Consider the following 19099-nt stretch of genomic DNA (forward strand, 5'->3'; position numbering starts at 1 on the left):
ACACGTGGAGCTGACGAATACTAATCGGTCGAGGACTTATCCACACACATCCATAAAGCATCCATGCAGATCCAGTTTTGAAGGTACAAAGCAAAAGGCCTGATGAAATCTCGTAAAGAGAGCATCAGGCCTTTTTTGCTATGTACTGCTCCATGCCAATGGAAACCTTGTCCACTACGGGAATGGGTAGTCATACATGTAACGGACACTTTTAAAAATCGGTTCGAATCGGCTTGATTCGCACCGGTTTGACACGGATTTTCGGGACACGAAGGCTCGGGATCCGTAGGGCGATTTTTCCGGATTTCGAGTCAAGAATCCGTCCATTTTCCATCCAGCGATGCTCCACTTCCTGAGAGGCATTGATCCATTCCGTATCCATCCTGTGCCCGATATCCTCCCAGCGGTCATCCGCATACGTGCTCAAATTCAGCCACCGGTCATCGATCCAGGAGAGGAGCTGCGACTTTTGCTTCTTTTCCAGCAAGTCTTTTTCCCGCAGATAGGAGACGGCAGCCTTCAGCCGGTCATATTCGGCTGATACCTTGTGCAGCATCTGTTTTCGGGTATCGATGAGCTCTTTTTCCTCAGTCTCATACTGATTCCACACGTCATCGATAGCCTCTTGCATCCAATTGCTGTTCTCCTGGTACAATTCCTCCAGGTATTTCTTAAATACCTGTTCCAACGCTTTTTTATCCTTCACGGTGGTGTAGGTACCGCCGCCCGCTTCGGCTACAGACTTGAGCTGACGCTGCGCTTCATCATCGACATCAAAGCCGATCACATTGACTACTGCTTTCAAATCGAGCTGATGAAGTGATTTGGCCACTTCCACCGGATTGCCGCCACACGTTTCGATGCCATCCGTCACCAGATAGATAATCGTCTCGGCCCCTTCGCTGTGAACGTTCTTCAGATCGTCTCGCGCTGCTTCCAGAGCAGTGGCAATGCCAGTCCAGCCTTTGGGTCCAAAGCTTTGCAGCGAAGTTTGGAAGCGAGTGGCGTCATAGCTGCCGAGTGGATACACCAGCTCGGTTTGCGCACACGAGAGGCCTTTGTCTTTATCCGCACCTGAGCCTTTGTGCCCAAAAACGCGGAGCCCCACATTTGATTGCTGGGAGCTGCTCGCCAAAAAGTCTTGAATGGATTTCTTCGCGAGCTCCATCTTGACCCCGCCGTTTACCTTTCCGGCCATGCTCCCGCTCGCGTCCAGCACAACCTCAATGTTCATCTTTCTTTCCGTCGCTGGAGCAGAAGCCGGGTCTGCAGGATCGATTGAGAGCAGGGCCTGTCTGTAATTGACTTGCTCCAATCGATCGAACGTACCTTTTTCCTCTTGATAATTCTCGCCAATCAGCTGCAAGAGTCTAGCGAAAATGTCCTCATCGGCCATGCCTTTCGACAGCTTGTCCAGTTCTGCTTTCACCCTCGATTCGTCATAATTGCTCCCTGCAAAAAGCCCTGCCGGTTCTTCGTAGGAAAGAATTTCTTCCAAGGCAACAGGAGGCTTGGGCAATGCAGGTGCCGTACCTTCTGCTGGTGCAGAAGAGGGGGAGGGTGTAGCAGTCGCCGGTTCAGAGGAGGAATTCTGCGACTCTTGCGTTTCAATGGTTGGGATTGCTTCGTTCTGATTTGCTTCCGGAACGGCTTCGCTGCAGCCTGAAGCTGACAGAAAAAGAGCGGTGACCAAAAATAGAATGGGTAGCTTTCGCATTACCATTTTTCTCCTCCATTAGATAAGATCTCTTATCTAACTATAGCAACAGTTCAGATGGAAGGATATAGGAGAAAAAGTGCAATTAAAAAACGCATCAAAGTCTTTGACTCGATGCGTTTTTTACGCTCTTTTGAGGTAACACTCTCTTTTTTGGCTTGGAGGGTATAAGCGATTACTGGTGGAAAACAGAGAATCCGGCGTTTTGTTGATTAGGTTGAGCGAAGCCGGCAACAGTACGGGAAGCGCTGCTTGCCATCTGATTGCAGAGGTTCGAAATTTGCTGCAATTGCTGCAAGGCTGTCTGATGACCCTGGAGAGCGGTTTGGATCATGAGGGCAGCTTGACGCTCGCGTTGAGCCAACTGCTCGAGCTGCTCCGCATTTCTTTGTTCTTGCTGCAGCAGCTGTTGGTATTTCACCGATGCTTGTTGGGTTTGTTGCACGAGTTGCTGGATGAGCTGTTCGCACTGTGCAAGTTGAGTGGAAAGAGATTGCGAATTCGAAAACAGATTCATATTCATAGGGTCCTCCTGTTTCAACATGATTAGACTGTGTTAGCTTGTTCTTCTTTGCATCCCGTTATTCTGTAGTTTTGCGAAACAGGAGTCTGGTATGCCGAATCGAACAGGAGGCAATCACTGCTTGACGCTAAAAGTTATACGACGTCGTTCTGATTGACGACTGGGTTGGATCCACTATTAGAGGCCTTTTGCGCAAGCGTTTGAAAACTTTCAAGAACACTTGTCATCCTTTTTATATCTTGGCTAAGCTCGTCTGGAGAGTTCACATGTTTTTTTATATCCAAGGCGATTCCCTCCATTTGATCGGCTAGACGGTGCACCATACCTACATCGAATTGAGCCACTTTATGCCCTCCTTCTTCATAGCCATATTTCGGATATTGTGAGATAGGATCACCAATTTGCTGGGAGGCTATGTATTCAGGATGCCGGAAGGGGAGCGTTACGTCCCATCCGAAGCGTAATGATGAATGAGCTCCTGGGCTTGCTTGCGAATACGATCCACCATCTCGCGGGGCTCGATCACTTTGGCGGCAGTTCCCAGCTGAAAAAAATAATCGGAAACGTAATCCCAATCCTCTTGGTCAATCACAGTCTCGACGTAGCCTTGCTCTGGGTGGACCATCACGATGTGGGGTTCCAGCCAAGGCTGGCTACGGCATTGCCTCAAGCCTTCCCGTGTCAGCTCCACATAGATGCGGACGGGTTTCTTCGGCGTTTGTGCCGTATAGCGGTCCAACCAGTCAGACAAAGGCATTTGCTGAGTGAACGTTTGCTGTGTTCGTTCCATCCAGACAATCCGGTCAGTCCGAAACAATCGGATTTGGCCATATAACTCGTCAAATGCTGGCATGTACCAGAAGCCATCGTAGGCGTAGATGCCGACCGGAGCCACCTTTCTCACCGTATTTCCCGACTTCGACACGTATTCGATCGAAAGTAACTCATGAGCGATGGCTGCCTCAATGATTTCTTTCAAATATGGGGAGGCAACACTTCTTTTTTGATTCCAAAAGGTTAAAACCGAATCAAGGCGGTCCACTTTTCTTTTCATATCGTGAGCAAGGCCCGCGTACAGCTTCGCGAAGACGGAACCTATGTGAATGTCAAAGGGAAGCGATTGATAATACTTTAATGCCTGAAAAGCGAAAAACACTGCGAACGCTTCCTCCTCATCAAACATGATCGGCGGCAGCATGCGGTTGTTCAGTACCCGGTAACCGCCACCTCTGCCTGGCTCCGTATAGATCGGAACCCCCATGTCGCCAAGTTCGGCAAGATACCTGTGTGCAGTCCGTACGGAAATGCCGAATTCATGTGCGACATCCTGCGCGGTAAAAATGCGTTTCGTATTGACATACAGGATCAGGTCAAACAAAAGTTTGGCTTTGGACATGAATTGCCTCCTCTGCTTATAACATGACAGTTATTGACATGTTTTAAGCGTATACTTTTTTTTACGAATAGCAAGAGGAGGAGAGGTCCATGAAAAAAGAGGATGCCATTCGTGTCATCGGCGCGAGAGAAAAAAATCTGAAGGGAATCGATGTAACCATCCCCAAGAAGCGGATTACGGTATTTGCAGGCGTATCGGGCTCCGGCAAATCCGCTCTCGTCTTCGATACGATCGCGGCGGAATCACAGCGGCAATTGAACGAGACGTACTCCAGCTTTATCCGCAACCGCCTTCCGCAATACGGACAGCCGGAGGTAGATGCCATTGAATGTTTGCCGGCGGTAATCGTCATGAACCAGAAAAGGATCGGAGGCAACGCAAGATCCACGGTCGGGACGGTCACGGATATTTATGCGCTGCTGCGGCTTTTGTTTTCCCGTTTCGGCATTCCTTTCGTCGGATATTCTGACGTATTTTCCTTTAACAACCCGCAGGGGATGTGTCCGGAATGCGAAGGCTTGGGCAAGTCGAAAGCAGTCAACATCAATCTGCTGATTGACCGGGAGAAATCATTGAACGAAGGAGCCATATTGTTCCCGACCTTCAGGCCAGGGGACTTCCGGTGGAAAAGATACGTCAGCACAGGTCTATTCGATAACGACAAGAAATTAAAGGACTATACCGAAGATGAAATGGATACGCTCCTGTATAAAACCGGATTCAAGCCTGCGCATCCGACGAAGGACTGGCCGCCGACGTCCCTATATGAAGGGGTTGTTCCACGTATCAAGCGCACGTTTTTAAACAAGGATTCGAGAGACGCTGCGAGGTACAAGGAAGCGATCGATCGCATCATGACCGAGGAAATTTGTCCTTCCTGCCGCGGCGGTCGTTTGAACCCGCAGGTGTTGTCATGCAAAATAAACGGGAAAAATATGGCAGATTGCGCAGCCATGCAAATCAGCGAGCTCATCGAATTCATTCGTTCGATCCGCGAGCCAGATGCACAAACAGTTACAGAAGCGATCGCAAAACGTCTTGCCTATTTGCAAGTGGTTGGGCTTGGGTACTTGAGCCTGAATCGCGAAACGTCCAGTCTGTCCGGCGGCGAATCACAGCGGATCAAGATGGTGCGCCAGCTCGGAAGCAGCTTGAGTGATTTGCTGTATATTTTCGACGAGCCGAGTATCGGACTTCATCCGCACGACGTCCACACAATCAACCGGCTGTTGGCACAGCTAAGGGATAAAGGCAACACGGTGTTGATCGTAGAGCATGACCCTGATGTCATCGGAATTGCCGATCATGTCATTGAGATGGGGCCATATGCCGGAACAAGGGGCGGAAACGTCGTATTCGCAGGAAGCTTGCAGCAGCTGGTGTCAGCCGAGACCTTGACAGCCGTATGCATGAAGCGTAAACCCACATTCAAAACCGAGCTTAGAAAGCCTGAAGGTTGGCTTACTATCGAGCATGCCTCTGTCAATAATTTGAAGGATGTCAGCGTTCGCATTCCGACCGGCGCACTGACGGTCGTGACCGGAGTGGCTGGGTCGGGAAAAAGCACCTTGATCCGTCAAGTGCTCCCGAAGTATTATCCGGACGCGATCCTCATCGATCAAGGAGCAATCGGAGCATCCAACCGCTCCAATCTGGCCACCTATTTGGATATATTCGATGCCATCAGAAATTTGTTTTCGAGGGAAAACAACGTGAATGCTTCCCTGTTCAGCTTCAACTCGCAGGGGGCTTGTCCTCATTGCAAGGGCTTGGGGACCATCTATACTGATTTTGCCTTTATGGATACGGTCGCAAGCGTCTGTGAGGCTTGTCAGGGGATGCGTTATACGCAGCAGGTTCTGTCTTATCGCTTTCGCGGAAAAAACATTGGGGACATCTTGGCCATGACCGTTGAAGAGGCGCTCCACTTTTTTCATGAGGATGAAGTAATATCAGCGCTGACAAGACTGAAAGAGGTAGGTGTCGGGTATTTGTCGTTGGGGCAGCCGCTTAGTACTTTGTCAGGCGGCGAGCTTCAGCGGATCAAGCTGGCAGCAGAGCTGGAGGGCAACGGAACCCTTTATGTGCTGGACGAGCCGACTACCGGGCTTCACATGTCAGATGTGGAGGTGCTGATTCGCCTGATGAATCGGCTCGTTGATAGAGGCTCTACTGTGATCGTAATCGAGCATAATCTGCAAGTGATCTGTCAAGCCGACTGGATGATCGATCTCGGACCTGGTGCGGGAGACCAGGGAGGCAAAGTCATGTTTGAAGGCATACCGAAAGAAAGTATTCATTGCAGTTCCTCGATAACCGGTAAGTATGTAAGGCAAGCAGTCCTTGGAATAAAGTAGAAGGCAAATGCACCCCAAAATACCAACTTCTGACCCGACGACATCGTCCCGCAGGCATGCTTCGCATGTGCAGGTGACGATTTCGAAAAAAACAAACCCATTTCCTTTTTCATGGAGATGCGCCGTTCCGGCAAGATGTTCTTTTATCATAGAGTAATGGGACACCGCTCAGGAAAGCGAGGAGAAGGAGTATGGCCAGAAGGAGAAGAGAAGTACCGGTTCAAAACACTCCGGAATTTCAAGCGTGGCTGAGAAGCAAGAAAGTAGGTAGAAGAGAGCGTAAAGATCCGGAAGCTTTGCGCGCACATTATCAGGAATGGCACAATCTAAACAGGCAGAGGAGAAGACGAAGCCCTTTGCTGAACTTCAAAATGCCGTCCCTGGGGAGCATTGATTTGAATCAGTTGGGAAACGGCATAAAAACAGCACAGGATATTTTCGGTGCATGGCAAAACATAAGAGGAATGTGGGACATTATAAAAAAATAGATGTAAAAAGGAGTCAAGAGCTATATACGCTCTTGACTCCTTTTTATCTACACCAGCTCTTTTTATAAAATGAGTACATCTTTGCCGCTTTTCTGCCTTTCGCAGTGGATCGATCCCTTTGATTTTCTAAGCATTTTAAAAATCGTTGGTCACATTTGCATGAAAAATACCCATGACGCTCATAGCAGAAGTCATGTTTCTGGCAACAGCGATCCACGTCATCGATAGGCGCACCTGGACCGCTGCAGCCCATACCGCACCAATTCCCGTAAAAGCACGGAAGACCACGAGTGGAACCAAAGAGATTTTTTCTTCGTCTGGATGCCATGTTGGAACATCTCCCATGTAAGAATGCGGTTCAATCCTGACGATTCATTGTTTTCTGCATCGCTTCGCATCCAGTATATTTTCAAACGGATCATATTGCGCGGGCTGTTCACTCAGGGCAAGATCACTGTTTCGCGTTTCCAGCGCTAAGATGAATAGGGCGTTCATTTATTTTATCTACAGGCAGACATTCATCCAAACATTACGAGAGCCGTCCACATATGTTGAAATACAGAAGGAGGGAGTTCGATGAGTGGTTTCTTCGGAGATAACTTCGCTATGATCCTGGTTCTGTTTGTTTTGCTCGTAATCGTTGGATGTGATTGTGACTAATTTGAAAAAGATCTGTTCCAAATGCCGAAAAATGGCTGCGGGACGGATCTTTTTTCATATGTGAGACAAATTCGATTAAAGGTCCTGTCATCAGCGTGAACGGACCTTTAATCGTTATAATGATGAAAAACTCTCCATCTCCTTGTTTGTTAACGGAGGGAGTGGATGTACTCGGATACTTTCTGCAATCCTTGGCGCAGCATTTCGGTTTCGCACGCATACCCGATCCGCACCCAGCCCTCCATGTCAAAGCAGATCCCTGGGGTTAGGAAGGCACCCGTTTCTTTCAACAGCCCTTCACAAAATTCGACGGATGAAACGGGGAGATCTATTTTCAGCATCGCGGTCGTACCTGCACGTGGTTTTACATACGTGACAGCGGGCTCCCCAGCCACCCAAGCATCGAGAATGGCCAAATTTGTCTTGATGATGTTACGGTTGCGGTCAAGAATCCGATCATAGTTTTTCAGGGCGTGGACCGCCAACAGATCATCGAGCATCCCGACGCTGATCGTCGTATAATCGCGGTGCTTGATGCATTCCTTGATCACGTCATGTGGAGCTGCGATCCAGCCTAGACGAAGACCAGCCAGAGACAGCGCTTTTGACATGCTAGACGTGCTGATGCCTTTTTCGTACAAATCGGCGACAGAAGGGACGATGAGATCATCCTCCTGCAGAAGATTGCGATATACCTCGTCGCAAAGCAGATAAGCATCGCAAGAACGCGCGATTTCTACGATCTGTTCCAGGTGCTTCCGTTCCATAAGAGCACCGGAGGGATTGTTCGGATTGTTAATGCAAATCAGCTTTGTATTTTCCCTGACAAGTGCGCGTAGTTCAGCCAGATCAGGCAAGAAGCCGTTTTCCGGCTTAAGCTGGAGTAAATCGACGGAAGCACCGAAAGATTTCGGCACATCATAAATTTGCTGGTAGGTAGGATGGACGGAAATGACATGATCGCCTGCCTTCACTAGTGAATAGAATACGAGGAAATTAGCAGCGATGCCTCCATTCATTACGAGCACTTGATTTGAATCGATCGATTCATACAACTGGGAAACCAGTGTCCGGAATTCAGGAGATCCTTCGATATGCCCATACGTTAGTTTGGTGTTATAGAGGGAACGGAAAAAGTCATCGGGATTGGTGCCGTCGATGGAAATGAGCTCCTCGATGGTAAACGAATCCACGCACGTCTCCGCGATATTGTAGGTCGCACTCATTTCATACTTGTTCATCCAATCTTCTACTGCAAACAGATTAATATCCACACTGATTCCTCCTTTTTACCATATCCTGTGATAGGTCTACAGCTGAACGACGGACCCTATGCCTTTTTCCTCAGCTTTTTTGAGAATGTAGTCTGCTGTGATCAGGTCCTGCAAAGCGATTCCGGTACTATCATAGATGGTGATGTCTTGATCGGACAATCGTCCCGGTGTACGCCCGAGAATGACGCTTCCCATTTCAGCGATGATATCGTCTTTGGAGATCAGGCCTTTATGAAAGGCTATTTTGGTTTCTCCGACGTTGATTGCCTGCGTCACATCATCCACGAAGACGCGAGCGGTAGTGAACAAATTCTCATCGATTTCCTGTTTTCCTGCCATATCTGCTCCGATACAGGAGAAATGGGTGCCGGGTTTGACCCATTCTTTCAAGATAAGCGGCTTGCGTGAAGGTGTGGCCGTGATAATAATGTCTGCTTCTTCGGTTGCTTGGCGAATGTCGTCTGTCGCTACGTACTCAATCACGGTACGCTCCAGAAGAGTCTGGTATAGCTGATGATCGTCTTGATAAGAAGACAGAAACATCTCATGAAGCTTTTCTTTTATCGAGGTGGAAAATGTCGTGGCTTTTTCATACGAGCTCGCATGGTAGACCGTTACTTTTTTGATGTTTTCCATGGTAATGAGCGTAGCCATGATCTCGTAGGGAGCCAAATGCCCGCAGCCTACCAAAAGGAGATTCTCCGATTCCGGCCTTGCCAAATATTTCGCTCCGATACCCCCGGCAGCGCCTGTACGCATCAATGTCACGGGCTCTCCGCTCATCATGCCTTTGGGTACTCCGGTATCACTATCGAGAACTAGAACGAAACCTACGAGTGCCGGAAGATTTTTCGCAGGATTATCCCCAAACCAGGAAACCAGCTTCAAACCAAATATATCAGCCCCCATCAAATGCCCGGATTTGATATCCATATCCGCTTTTCCCGGAGCAAATTCATGAAACACCATTGGAAATAAGGAAGCTTCCTTCATTTCCTTTAATGTATAGGCACGTTCAACAAGCTCGATCACACTCTTCATTTCCAGCAATTTTTTCACGTTTTCCTGGTCGATCACTCTGAATGGAATCATCCCATATCCCCTCTCCATTTTTGAAGTGAATGATATGGCTTTGACTTTAGCATAGATTAAAATAATAATGAAATTAGCGATTTCAATAGTAACCATTGATTTTTTAGGGAATTTACGTGTTTGGAGGGGAGTGGAATGGAGCTTCGCACTTTAAAAACATTTCAAGTAGTAGCAGACCAGCTCAATTTGACCAAAGCTGCAGAGCTTCTTGGATATACACAACCAACGATCACGTTGCAAATACAGACGCTGGAAAAGGAAATTGGCCATCCTTTGTTCCATCGGGTAGGGAAAAAGACGTTTCTCACGCCTGCTGGCAAAGTAATGAAGGAGCATGTGGACAAGCTGTTCGCCGTAGTCTCTCAAATGGACAAAGCGATCAAGCTCTTGGACGGACCAAATGGTACGCTGGTGGTCGCTGCCCCCGAGTACTATTGGACACATTATCTGTCGCAGCTTATTCGCTCGTATGTTCACCATCATCCGCAGGTCAAGCTCAAGCTGGTTTCTTGCAATAGTGCCGATGCAGTGAACTTGATAACGTCCAATGAAGCGGACATCGGGATCATTGCAGGAGAGAGCGGAAAGCAGGAAATCGAGAGTCGTTTGCTGGAAAAAGAACAATTGCTATTGGTCACGTCGAGAGAAATTTACGAGAAGCATGATCGGGACTACATCATGGGGAACTATCCGTTTATTTATAAAGAAAGCTATAACCTTGAGGGACTTCATAGGCAGTCGATTTCTGAGTTGAACTATCATCCCGCGGCAGTAATCGAGAGCAGTAGCGAAGAAACGATAAAAATAGCAGCTTTAAATCATACGGGAGTAGCACTTATCAGCGCCAATTTAATTAAAGATGAACTCAAATCCGGTACGCTCGTCCCGCTCCATCAACTGGAACAGCGACTGGAAACCAACCTCATCTTTTTGAAGGACCGCTCGGAGGAGATGACGATCCGTTCCTTTGCGGAGCTGGTCATTCAAGGGTGGACCGAGTCAGGCAAGATTACATAGAAAAGAGAGAAATCAGGGTAGAGGCAGATCCTCAACAGAAGGATCCGCCTTTTTTTTGCAATATGAAGAATTGAAACCGTCAATCGTTACTATAGGCATTCCTAATTAGATGAGCTTGATTGAGTATGTTACGATTTAAAGACGAAATATTTCGAAAAAGGGAGGTTGAACCGTCATGTCACAGCCTAACTTGGTCACGAACACACCACTGAACAAGAAGCCCAAGGAAATCAACGTATATGTGCTGCTCCTGCTTGTACTGATCATTGCTTCGATTTCCACGTATGTTCTCCCGGCTGGAGAATATACCCGGACAGAGGTGAACGGTCGAAGTGTGGTCGTCCCGGACACCTATCAAGGGATTGAATCCACACCGGTCGGCTTGATGGACATTATCGGCTCTGTTCACACAGGGATGGTAGAAGCATCATCCATTATTTTCTTCGTCCTTATTATTGGTGGTACATTCGGCATTTTAACAGCGACAGGTACAATCGCAGCATTTATCGCTACTCTCTCTCGCAAGCTTGCCAATCAGGAAAAATGGCTGATACCGGTTATGATGCTGTTTTTTGCTATGGGTGGAGCTTTGATGGGGATGGCGGAAGAAACATTGGCGTACATCGGGATCATGATTCCTCTGGCCATAGCCCTTGGGTTTGATGTCATAACGGGGACCGCGATTGTCCTTGTAGGCGCTTCGATCGGCTTTACGACCGCGATCATGAACCCATTCACCGTGGGGATTGCGCAGAGTATCGCCGAGTTGCCGCCCTTTTCCGGGATCGGATACCGCATCCTCTTGTTTGTGATTATGTACGTGGTCTCCGTATTTTTTGTCTACCGCTATGCGATGAAAGTAAAGCGGGATCGTGGGTACGGATTTTTTGCAGACGGGAAATATGAGGCAATCGCTACCCAAAACCAGAAGCTCGAGACGAAGCACAAGATTGTACTCGGCTGTTTCCTGCTGAACTTTGTGCTATTGGCTTACGGTGTCTTGCAATATGAATGGTTCATTACCGAGATCGCCGGGCTGTTTCTCGTTCTGGGCATCATCATAGCCTTTGTAGGAAGACTTTCACCGGATGAATCGGTCAAAGCCTTCATGAAAGGGGCTGGGGGGCTGATTTCCGGCGCTCTCATTATTGGAGTGGCTCGTGCGATCGTGGTGATTTTGACGGATGGCCATGTCATCGATACGATTTTGTATTATGCCTCCTCGGCGATTCATCATTTGCCGCCAGTTCTGAGTGCAGTGGGAATGTATTTTCTTCAGGCGATCATCCATTTCATCGTGCCATCGGGGAGCGGGCAGGCAGCTCTGACCATGCCGATTATGGCGCCGCTTGCTGACCTGGTTGGAGTCACACGTCAAACGGCCGTACTTAGTTTTTCGATGGCAGACGGTATCGGAAATATCATCTTCCCAACCTCGGGTTATTTCATGGCTGGTCTGGCGATTGCCGGGATTCCTTGGATCCGCTGGGCGAAATGGATCCTGCCACTCATTTTGACACAGTACGCAATCGGTTTGGTATCGGTTATCGTAGCGCAACTCATCGGGTACGGACCTTTTTGACGGGGGGCTTGAGAGATGGAGACTTTGGTCGAAAAAGAGCTTGTTGAATGGGCGGTACGACATCGGCGTTATTTGCATCAGTATCCGGAGCTTTCCGGCGCAGAATATCAGACGTGCGCGTACATCAAGCGGCATTTGCAAGAACTGGGGATTCCCCTTTTAGCGTACGAAGAACCCAGTGTCGTAGGGCTTGTTCGCGGCACGGATGGGGGCAAGACCATTGCCTTGCGCGCCGACATCGATGCGCTCCCCGTGATGGAAGAAGGAAACAAACCGTATCACTCCAGAGTAACTGGAGTCTCCCACGCCTGCGGGCATGACGGACATACGGCGATCTTGCTTGCAGTGGCAAAATGGTTGTCTGTGCATCGAATGGAGGTGAAGCCCAACGTCCTCTTGATCTTTCAATCCTCAGAGGAGCGGGATCCAAGCGGCGCGGCAGCTTTACTGGATCAGGGTGTTCTCGATCAAGTCGATTCGATCTTCGGCATTCATCTCTGGCAGCCTTTGGAGAAGGGGAAGATCGGCTTATGCCATGGCTCGATGATGGCGGCATGCGATGAATTTACAGTGACCATCGCAGGAAAAGGCGGTCATGGTGCCATGCCGCACGAAACCGTCGACCCGATCTACATCGCGTCACAGATTGTAGGGGGAATCCAGTCTGTAGTCAGTCGGTCTCTCCATCCGCTGCAACCGGCCGTAGTAACTGTAGGACGGATAGAAGGAGGCAGCACATTCAACATTATCCCTAAGGAAGCCGTACTATTCGGTACCGCACGTAGCCTGACTGAGGAGACGAGACAGAACATACACTTTCACATGAAGCGAATCGTGGAGGGGATCGCAGCAAGCTATGGCGCTTCTGGACACATGGATTACAACTGGGGCCCCCCTGCGCTTGTGAATGAGCGAACCCAAAGTCGCTATGTAGAGAAAGTGATCCGAGAGAGATTTGGTGCGTCTGTTCAGGCGGAAGATATGGAGCCCTCGATGGCAGCAGAAGATTTCGCCTACTACCTGCAGCGTTGTCCAGGAGCCTTCATTTTTGTCGGGATGGGCGGGGAGGCGAGTGCGTACCCGCACCATCATCCCATGTTTGATATTGATGAAGATGCCATTCCACTTGCGATTGAATTGTTTATCGAGCTTGTCCGAAGGTATGAGTGACAAGCGGAAACGGGAGGTACGAAAAGATGTTGAATGTTTCGATGTTAAACGTTTTGCAGGCAAATAAGCGGATCGAAAACGAAATCGTCAGAACGCCTTTGATTCTGTCGACCAATCTATCCCAGCATGTCGGCTCAGAAGTGTGGTTGAAGCTGGAGAATCTGCAAAAGACAGGGTCGTTCAAGCTGCGAGGTGCTTTGAACAAGATCGGATCACTTTCTGCAGCGGAGCTGGAGCGTGGTGTTATTACCGCATCTGCAGGTAATCACGCTCAGGGTGTAGCTTATGCAGCGTCTCTGTCTGGAGTGTCTGCTCTCATTGTCGTGCCAAAAACTGCCCCTGAAACCAAGCGGGCAGGCATCCAGCGTTACGGAGCGGAGTTGGTCGTTTTTGGAGATAATTACGATGAATCGGAGGCTCACGCATATCAGTTGGCGGAGGAGACAGGGCGGACCTTCGTACATGCTTTTGAAGATAACGAGATTATCGCAGGTCAGGGAACAGTCGCGCTCGAAGCGCTGTTGGAACAACCTGATTTTGACGCTATTGTGGTGCCAGCAGGAGGCGGAGGACTGATCTGCGGGATTGCAGTGGCTGCCAAAGCCCTCCATCCATCGATTGAAGTCATTGGCATCCAGACTCATGCTTCTCCGCCGTGGTTCTATTCCTTTAAGGAACGAAGATTGGCGGAAGTGACGTACAGTGATTCCCTCGCGGACGGCTTGCATGGGGGTATATCCAAAGGAAATCTGGATTTGGCCTTGCAGATCGTCGACCAGTTCGTGCTCGTAGAAGAAGAGCAGGTCGCCCATGCGATGTACTGGATGGCCAAGGAGCATCATTATATGGTAGAGGGCTCGGGAGCGGTCGGAATCGCAGCTCTGCTACATGGTCATCTACCGCATCTGAAAGGAAAGAAAGTCCTGAATATTGTGAGCGGTAGCAATGTGGATGCTACCAAGCTGGGAAAAATAATCAGCAGTTACTCCTAATCAAACCAAAATATCGTGGGAGCAAACATTTTTCATAGCTGTAAGTGAGGAGCGGGAAGAATAGTCCCACTCCTTTTTCTCAGTAGATCTACATACGGCCGCCGCAGTAATCCGCGAATCACCCGGAACGATCGGACTGTCTCCTTTAGTTTCGCATCGGAATGGTTTGAGGATATATTACTCCCACTTACATAAATGAGTCAAAAAATGGGTCTGGATTCCAAAGCGTATATCCATGAAATTGAGGGAGAGCATATCTATTGATCTTCAGATTTCCAACACCGGATTTAGTCGACGAGGCCCATCCCAAAATTATACAAAGAAAAATAAACGAAGGCCTAATATCGCTTGAAAGAAAGGAAATTGAAGTTGACAAGTGTTCTCAACTAAGACAAGCATCACGGTGTACATATGATCAGGAATCGGCCGTGATGCAGAAGTAATCTTGGGAGGCCCTTAGTGTGATACGCTTACTCTTGTTGGTCGGAATGTCCATTCTAATGGGAATCACGCCATTACATGCAAACGCGTTTGGTTTGGACAATAAAGGTGATAAAGAGGAAATCAGTCTTTTTTTATCACAGTTGTATAAAGACCGTAACGATTTCCTCATCAAACAAAACCCGGAAGCGATAAATAAATATTATCGAATGACTGAACGCACGAGCCGTTACGCTTATCAAATGGAAGTAAAGCGGGCCAAATATCTGTATTCCTGGGCGGAAAAACGCGGGCTTCGCATCGTAGAGGCTGAACCGTTTATTCGCATCGTCCGTATAAAAATGGACGGAAATGTAGCGAGGGTCATCCTGGCACAATCGGCTAAAATTTCCTATGCCTACAAATCATCAGATCTGCCCCTACAGTCGTTTGGGGTAGGAACGCGACATGCTCTTACAATAAAAAAGGAAGACAACGGCTGGGTCGTCAAAAAGGAATGGTATTTGGACCCGTTAGAGGAAAACCCAAATTTAATTCCGGACAGCCCACCTGGCTTTCCTCGCCTTTCCTCTATGGAACACACTCCAAAATCAAAAGGGCGATACAACAGAGAGCAGGCTGTTGCTTACGCAAACAAATATGCAGGTCTGGCTTGGGGAGCCGGAAATGAAAATCGGTATAACAGGGAATATAAGGATTATACGCCGCTCGGCGGAGACTGCACGAATTTTACATCTCAAGTTCTTGGAGATAAAAAGGAAGGCGGCGGTTTGCGGATGACGGGCGCATGGAGATATCGGGGAGGGGGGAGCCGTGCGTGGGTACAAACGGATGCTTTCGAACGTTTTCTGCTTTACTCCGGGTATGGAACATTAATTGCCAAGGGTACATTCACGGAAATTTCCCGATCAAGCAAAAAACATCCAGATGGAGCCATCGCAAAATTAGTACCAGGGGATGTTATCGGATATTCGCTTGATGGAGACACAGACCATTTTTCTATCGTTGTCGGTCATGATGTGAAAGGCTACCCTTTGGTCAACTCCCATACCGCAGACCGTTATCGTGTACCGTTTGACCTTGGTTGGGATAAAAATACGAAGTATATCTTGATTCATATTAACGATTAAGGAAGGGGAAGTATACCATAATAACCTCGTTCATATAATTGGGGGGACGAGGTTATTGAGGAGTGAAAAAATGCGGCTTCCCGTCTTCCTAAAACAAACAGCGCTACGTACCGGCGCTATTTTTCTTGTGAAAGCTATTGGACTAGCTGTTCGCATTCCACTATATCGTCTACTTGGTACCGAAGGAACAGGTATATATCAAATCGTTTATTCTATTTTTGGATTTGCACTTACTCTCCTCACCGGCGGTTTTCCCACGACATTAGCGTTAGTGACTGCCAAAGACCCAAAGCGTGGATCACGACTTTTTAAAAGCTTAGTTCCGTCTTTTTTAATAGTAGGCGTATGTTCCGGTATACTTTGCTACGTCATGGCTCCTAATCTCGCCAATTATTTCGGGGATAGGCACTTGACGTTCCCCATTCGCTGCCTCGCTCCAGCCTTGGTTATTGTCCCTTTGCTGCAGTTATATCGCGGTTTTTTGCAAGGTATTGAATCTTACGGGGATGTATCAACATCCGAGCTGGTAGAGCAAGTGGTACGCGCCGGTACGATGCTATTGCTAGCCGTTGTATGGATGGAATACGGCATTTATGCTGCTGCCGGTGGGGCAGTTTTCGGTGCATGTACAGGAGCTTTTCTTGCATTATGCTATCTTTGGGTATCGAAATACAGCAAAAAACCGCTCTCTATTGGCACGGTGAACGGAATATTTACTGCATCCTTGCGCTGGGCTGTTTTCGGGCCTGGAATTTTCTATTTTTTCAAATCTTCCATACCGATCACCTTAACAAGATTAATCACGCCAGCTTCAGATCTTTTAGACGCACTCATTATTCCTGCCCGCCTTCAGCTATCGGGACTGAGTCAATCGGATGCCGTCGCTGTTTTCGGAGAAATATCCGGAATGGCATCGATAACGGTGTACCTACCCACAATTCTTACCGCGGCATTATCGTATACGATTGCTTCCAAATTGACCGCCAGTTGGCAAAACAAAAAAAAAGAGGACTTTATCGAACGTTCAAGCTTTTCATTAGAAGTTGGTTGGTTCTGGGGTATCGGCTCTACTGTTTTTCTGTTTTTTCAAGCAGATGAGCTATCCACCATCATTTTTGGAAACAAATCTGCTGCCCAAGCAATACGTTATATGTCTTTTGTTCCAATCGTTGTGGGCTTGAGGGAACTCACGACAACGATATTGTGGGCAATGGATCAAAAAAGAACGCCTTTATTCGGCTCGCTTCTGGGTCTGGCATGTTCGGCGATCTCCGCTTATTATTTGACAGCTATACCCGGTTTCGGTTATGCCGGTGCAGCCATGAGTGTATTTGCCTTTGAATTCGCTCCCTTGGTTTGGAATGCCTTCATGGTGCAAAAACGATGCAAAGGTGCTTTTCCCATAGGCAATATATGCATTGGCTTGCTTTTCCTTTTGGTCATCACCTTTTTATATGCTCCGTTTAATGCCATTCTTCTGAAAGCAGGCCTTCATTCGAAGATCATCCGGTCACTTGGAAGCACGCTATTTTTTATCGTTTGCATCATTTTGTATATGTTCTTCCGCTTTCGGAATAAGACAGGAGATCGTTAACGGGTTGATGTTTCCTATGAACCTGCGGCTGGTTAAGCCATACTCAGCGAATTCTATTTTGTGATAATATATGGCAAGACAAATATGAGATGAAACACAAATACGAGATAGCTAGGGAAAAGATACCTATTTTCTGCTGGAGCTACTTTAAACGTAGAGGTGGCATGATGTTAAAACGTTTATTTGTTTCAGGTTACAAGGCACACGAGCTTGGCATATTTAATGAAAAAAATCCAGGGTTAGCAATTATTAAAAAAGCACTGAAGCGGGAACTCGTAAGATTCCTAGAGGAAGAATTGGAATGGGTCATCATTTCAGGTCAGCTCGGGGTAGAAATGTGGGCAGCCGAAACTGTTCTGGAATTAAAAAAGGAGTATCCACATCTAAAATTGGCAGTAATTACCCCGTTTTTGAATCAAGAGGAAAAGTGGAAAGAAGAGACCCAGGATTACTACCGAAATATTGTGATGCATGCCGACTATATGAATAGTGTCTATCAAACACCTTACCAGGGAGTTTGGCAGTTTGCAGAGAAAGATAAATTCTTGCTATCCAATTCAGACGGCATCTTGTTAGTTTACGATGAAGACAACGTAGGCTCGCCGAAATTTTTAAGTAAGCTCGCCGCAAAAAAAGCGGATACTGACGATTATCGGTTATTTCGCATTACCGCATACGACTTACAGACCATTGCAGAGGAACAGCAGCAAGAATTATACAATGACTATTTTTAATGAAAGAAAACTGATATGAAAAGCAGGTTTTTTACATATAAAAAATGGCATAAGGGTTGACTTCAACCTAAAAACACAAAGGAGTGGAGGGCCATTGATCAAAATCCCTCTAGTCGCAGCATCCTCCAGCTGGTGGACAGTTTGTCCCTCACCCCGATGAAGTCATAAAGCCACAAAATGCAGATGGTCTTTTAATATCCATGCGCTAGGAGGACAGTGGTAGCGGATCGGGTTTGCCCGCGCATTCATGCTGCGCCCCATAGATCATGGCTGGAGTCGTATCGGCACTGGATTTTCGATCCAGTATCAAATTTGAATCTGCAGCCGGATTTGCAGGATGGGGTACCGACAACATTTCGGAAATTTTTGAACGCTAAGGAAATTCGAAAACAAAACAGCCGATTTCACCTTTTATTTTTAAGGAATCGGCTGTTTTGTTTTTCGTTAATGGTTCCGCGTAAGGGAAGTTCATTAATAAGCAGTTTTGATAGATTTGTTGAATAATCAACAAATAGCGTTCATTTAACGATTGAAAACATCCTGTTTCTTTCTATAATCATAAACAGATGTTGATTAATCAATCGATGTTTATTTTTAAGCTTTATCATTAATGAAAGTAGGAGGCGAATTTTATGGTTAAACGAAATAAATTGCTACTATTCATATTGACCATAGGTGTATTCGGCATCTTAAATACGGAAATGGGGATCGTTGGGATATTACCTTTACTTGCTGATCATTTCCATATCAGTGTATCCAAAGCAGGGTTGCTTGTATTTGGCAAGCAAAAAATGCAGAGTTCGGAAACCATTTTGTGCATAGCCTTGCCAGGCTAAATTTTCATAATTTTAACGGTGGGAAAGAGCATGCCGAAGGCGATAGCTCTCTCCTGTGAAAGCTACGATATGAGCGTGATGTACAAGACGGTCGAA

18 protein-coding genes and 1 pseudogene are annotated in these 19099 nt (G+C 47.4%); 11 read left to right on the forward strand and 8 right to left on the reverse strand.

All coding sequences use genetic code 11. The features are described from left to right. Positions 1 to 211 precede the first annotated feature (211 nt). From EDM58_RS25000 to EDM58_RS25015, 4 genes are all read right to left on the reverse strand, one after another. The gene (locus EDM58_RS25000; protein WP_183187623.1) at positions 212 to 1717 is read right to left on the reverse strand and encodes a vWA domain-containing protein; all 1506 of its coding nucleotides are present in this window, start codon (positions 1715 to 1717) and stop codon (positions 212 to 214) included. Positions 1718 to 1892: 175 nt separating this feature from the next. Then, complete coding sequence (locus EDM58_RS25005; RefSeq protein WP_122915765.1) at positions 1893 to 2234, reverse strand: AMP-dependent synthetase and ligase; 342 nt, start codon at positions 2232 to 2234, stop codon at positions 1893 to 1895. 140 nt (positions 2235 to 2374) lie between these two features. Next, a complete protein-coding gene (locus tag EDM58_RS25010) occupies positions 2375 to 2584 on the reverse strand; it encodes a hypothetical protein (protein ID WP_122915752.1) in 210 nt (69 codons plus the stop codon). A gap of 98 nt (positions 2585 to 2682) precedes the next feature. After that, complete coding sequence (locus tag EDM58_RS25015) at positions 2683 to 3636, reverse strand: helix-turn-helix transcriptional regulator (protein WP_122915753.1); 954 nt, start codon at positions 3634 to 3636, stop codon at positions 2683 to 2685. Positions 3637 to 3725: 89 nt separating this feature from the next. On the opposite strand from EDM58_RS25015, the gene EDM58_RS25020 reads away from it, so the two are divergent. Then, positions 3726 to 5993 carry an ATP-binding cassette domain-containing protein gene (locus EDM58_RS25020; RefSeq protein ID WP_122915754.1) on the forward strand — a complete coding sequence of 756 codons (2268 nt, stop codon included), beginning with the start codon at positions 3726 to 3728 and terminating at the stop codon, positions 5991 to 5993. A gap of 191 nt (positions 5994 to 6184) precedes the next feature. Then, a complete protein-coding gene (locus EDM58_RS25025; RefSeq protein WP_023554118.1) occupies positions 6185 to 6481 on the forward strand; it encodes a hypothetical protein in 297 nt (98 codons plus the stop codon). Between the two features lie 43 nt (positions 6482 to 6524). Here the strand turns inward: EDM58_RS25025 and EDM58_RS25030 are convergent, their stop codons facing one another. Then, entirely contained in the window at positions 6525 to 6809 is a 285-nt protein-coding gene (locus tag EDM58_RS25030; protein ID WP_122915755.1) for a phospholipase A2 family protein, read from the reverse strand. A gap of 248 nt (positions 6810 to 7057) precedes the next feature. On the opposite strand from EDM58_RS25030, the gene EDM58_RS25035 reads away from it, so the two are divergent. After that, entirely contained in the window at positions 7058 to 7141 is an 84-nt protein-coding gene (locus tag EDM58_RS25035; protein WP_084567887.1) for a YjcZ family sporulation protein, read from the forward strand. A gap of 149 nt (positions 7142 to 7290) precedes the next feature. On the opposite strand, the gene EDM58_RS25040 is transcribed toward EDM58_RS25035, so the two are convergent. After that, positions 7291 to 8415 (reverse strand): aminotransferase, encoded by a 1125-nt coding sequence (locus tag EDM58_RS25040; protein ID WP_122915756.1) that lies wholly within the window; start codon positions 8413 to 8415, stop codon positions 7291 to 7293. Positions 8416 to 8451: 36 nt separating this feature from the next. Continuing rightward, the gene (locus EDM58_RS25045; protein ID WP_122915757.1) at positions 8452 to 9507 is read right to left on the reverse strand and encodes an ornithine cyclodeaminase family protein; all 1056 of its coding nucleotides are present in this window, start codon (positions 9505 to 9507) and stop codon (positions 8452 to 8454) included. 135 nt (positions 9508 to 9642) lie between these two features. Between EDM58_RS25045 and EDM58_RS25050 the strand changes: the two genes are divergently transcribed. The 8 genes and pseudogenes from EDM58_RS25050 to EDM58_RS25090 all read left to right on the forward strand — a co-directional run. Then, positions 9643 to 10524 (forward strand): LysR family transcriptional regulator, encoded by an 882-nt coding sequence (locus EDM58_RS25050; RefSeq protein WP_122915758.1) that lies wholly within the window; start codon positions 9643 to 9645, stop codon positions 10522 to 10524. A 175-nt stretch (positions 10525 to 10699) separates the two neighbouring features. Next, on the forward strand, positions 10700 to 12106 hold the full coding sequence (locus tag EDM58_RS25055) for a YfcC family protein (protein WP_122915759.1): 1407 nt from the start codon (positions 10700 to 10702) through the stop codon (positions 12104 to 12106). 15 nt (positions 12107 to 12121) lie between these two features. Beyond that, the gene (locus EDM58_RS25060; protein WP_122915760.1) at positions 12122 to 13276 is read left to right on the forward strand and encodes a M20 metallopeptidase family protein; all 1155 of its coding nucleotides are present in this window, start codon (positions 12122 to 12124) and stop codon (positions 13274 to 13276) included. A gap of 26 nt (positions 13277 to 13302) precedes the next feature. Then, the gene (locus EDM58_RS25065) at positions 13303 to 14268 is read left to right on the forward strand and encodes a threonine ammonia-lyase (RefSeq protein ID WP_122915761.1); all 966 of its coding nucleotides are present in this window, start codon (positions 13303 to 13305) and stop codon (positions 14266 to 14268) included. A 461-nt stretch (positions 14269 to 14729) separates the two neighbouring features. Next, the gene (locus tag EDM58_RS25075; RefSeq protein WP_246001053.1) at positions 14730 to 15839 is read left to right on the forward strand and encodes an amidase domain-containing protein; all 1110 of its coding nucleotides are present in this window, start codon (positions 14730 to 14732) and stop codon (positions 15837 to 15839) included. Between the two features lie 70 nt (positions 15840 to 15909). Next, positions 15910 to 17433: an oligosaccharide flippase family protein gene (locus EDM58_RS25080; RefSeq protein ID WP_122915763.1), complete on the forward strand. Its 1524-nt coding sequence runs from the start codon at positions 15910 to 15912 to the stop codon at positions 17431 to 17433. A 167-nt stretch (positions 17434 to 17600) separates the two neighbouring features. Beyond that, on the forward strand, positions 17601 to 18167 hold the full coding sequence (locus tag EDM58_RS25085) for an SLOG family protein (RefSeq protein ID WP_122915764.1): 567 nt from the start codon (positions 17601 to 17603) through the stop codon (positions 18165 to 18167). Positions 18168 to 18799: 632 nt separating this feature from the next. Continuing rightward, positions 18800 to 18943: pseudogene (locus tag EDM58_RS25090) on the forward strand (MFS transporter); the annotation flags it as partial. Between the two features lie 72 nt (positions 18944 to 19015). On the opposite strand, the gene EDM58_RS26080 reads toward EDM58_RS25090, so the two are convergent. Continuing rightward, positions 19016 to 19099: ATP-binding protein (locus EDM58_RS26080; protein WP_221175440.1), on the reverse strand; the 84-nt coding region annotated here is incomplete at its 5' end.

The organism is Brevibacillus panacihumi, assembly GCF_003710985.1.
Classification (GTDB): Bacteria; Bacillota; Bacilli; order Brevibacillales; family Brevibacillaceae; genus Brevibacillus; species Brevibacillus panacihumi.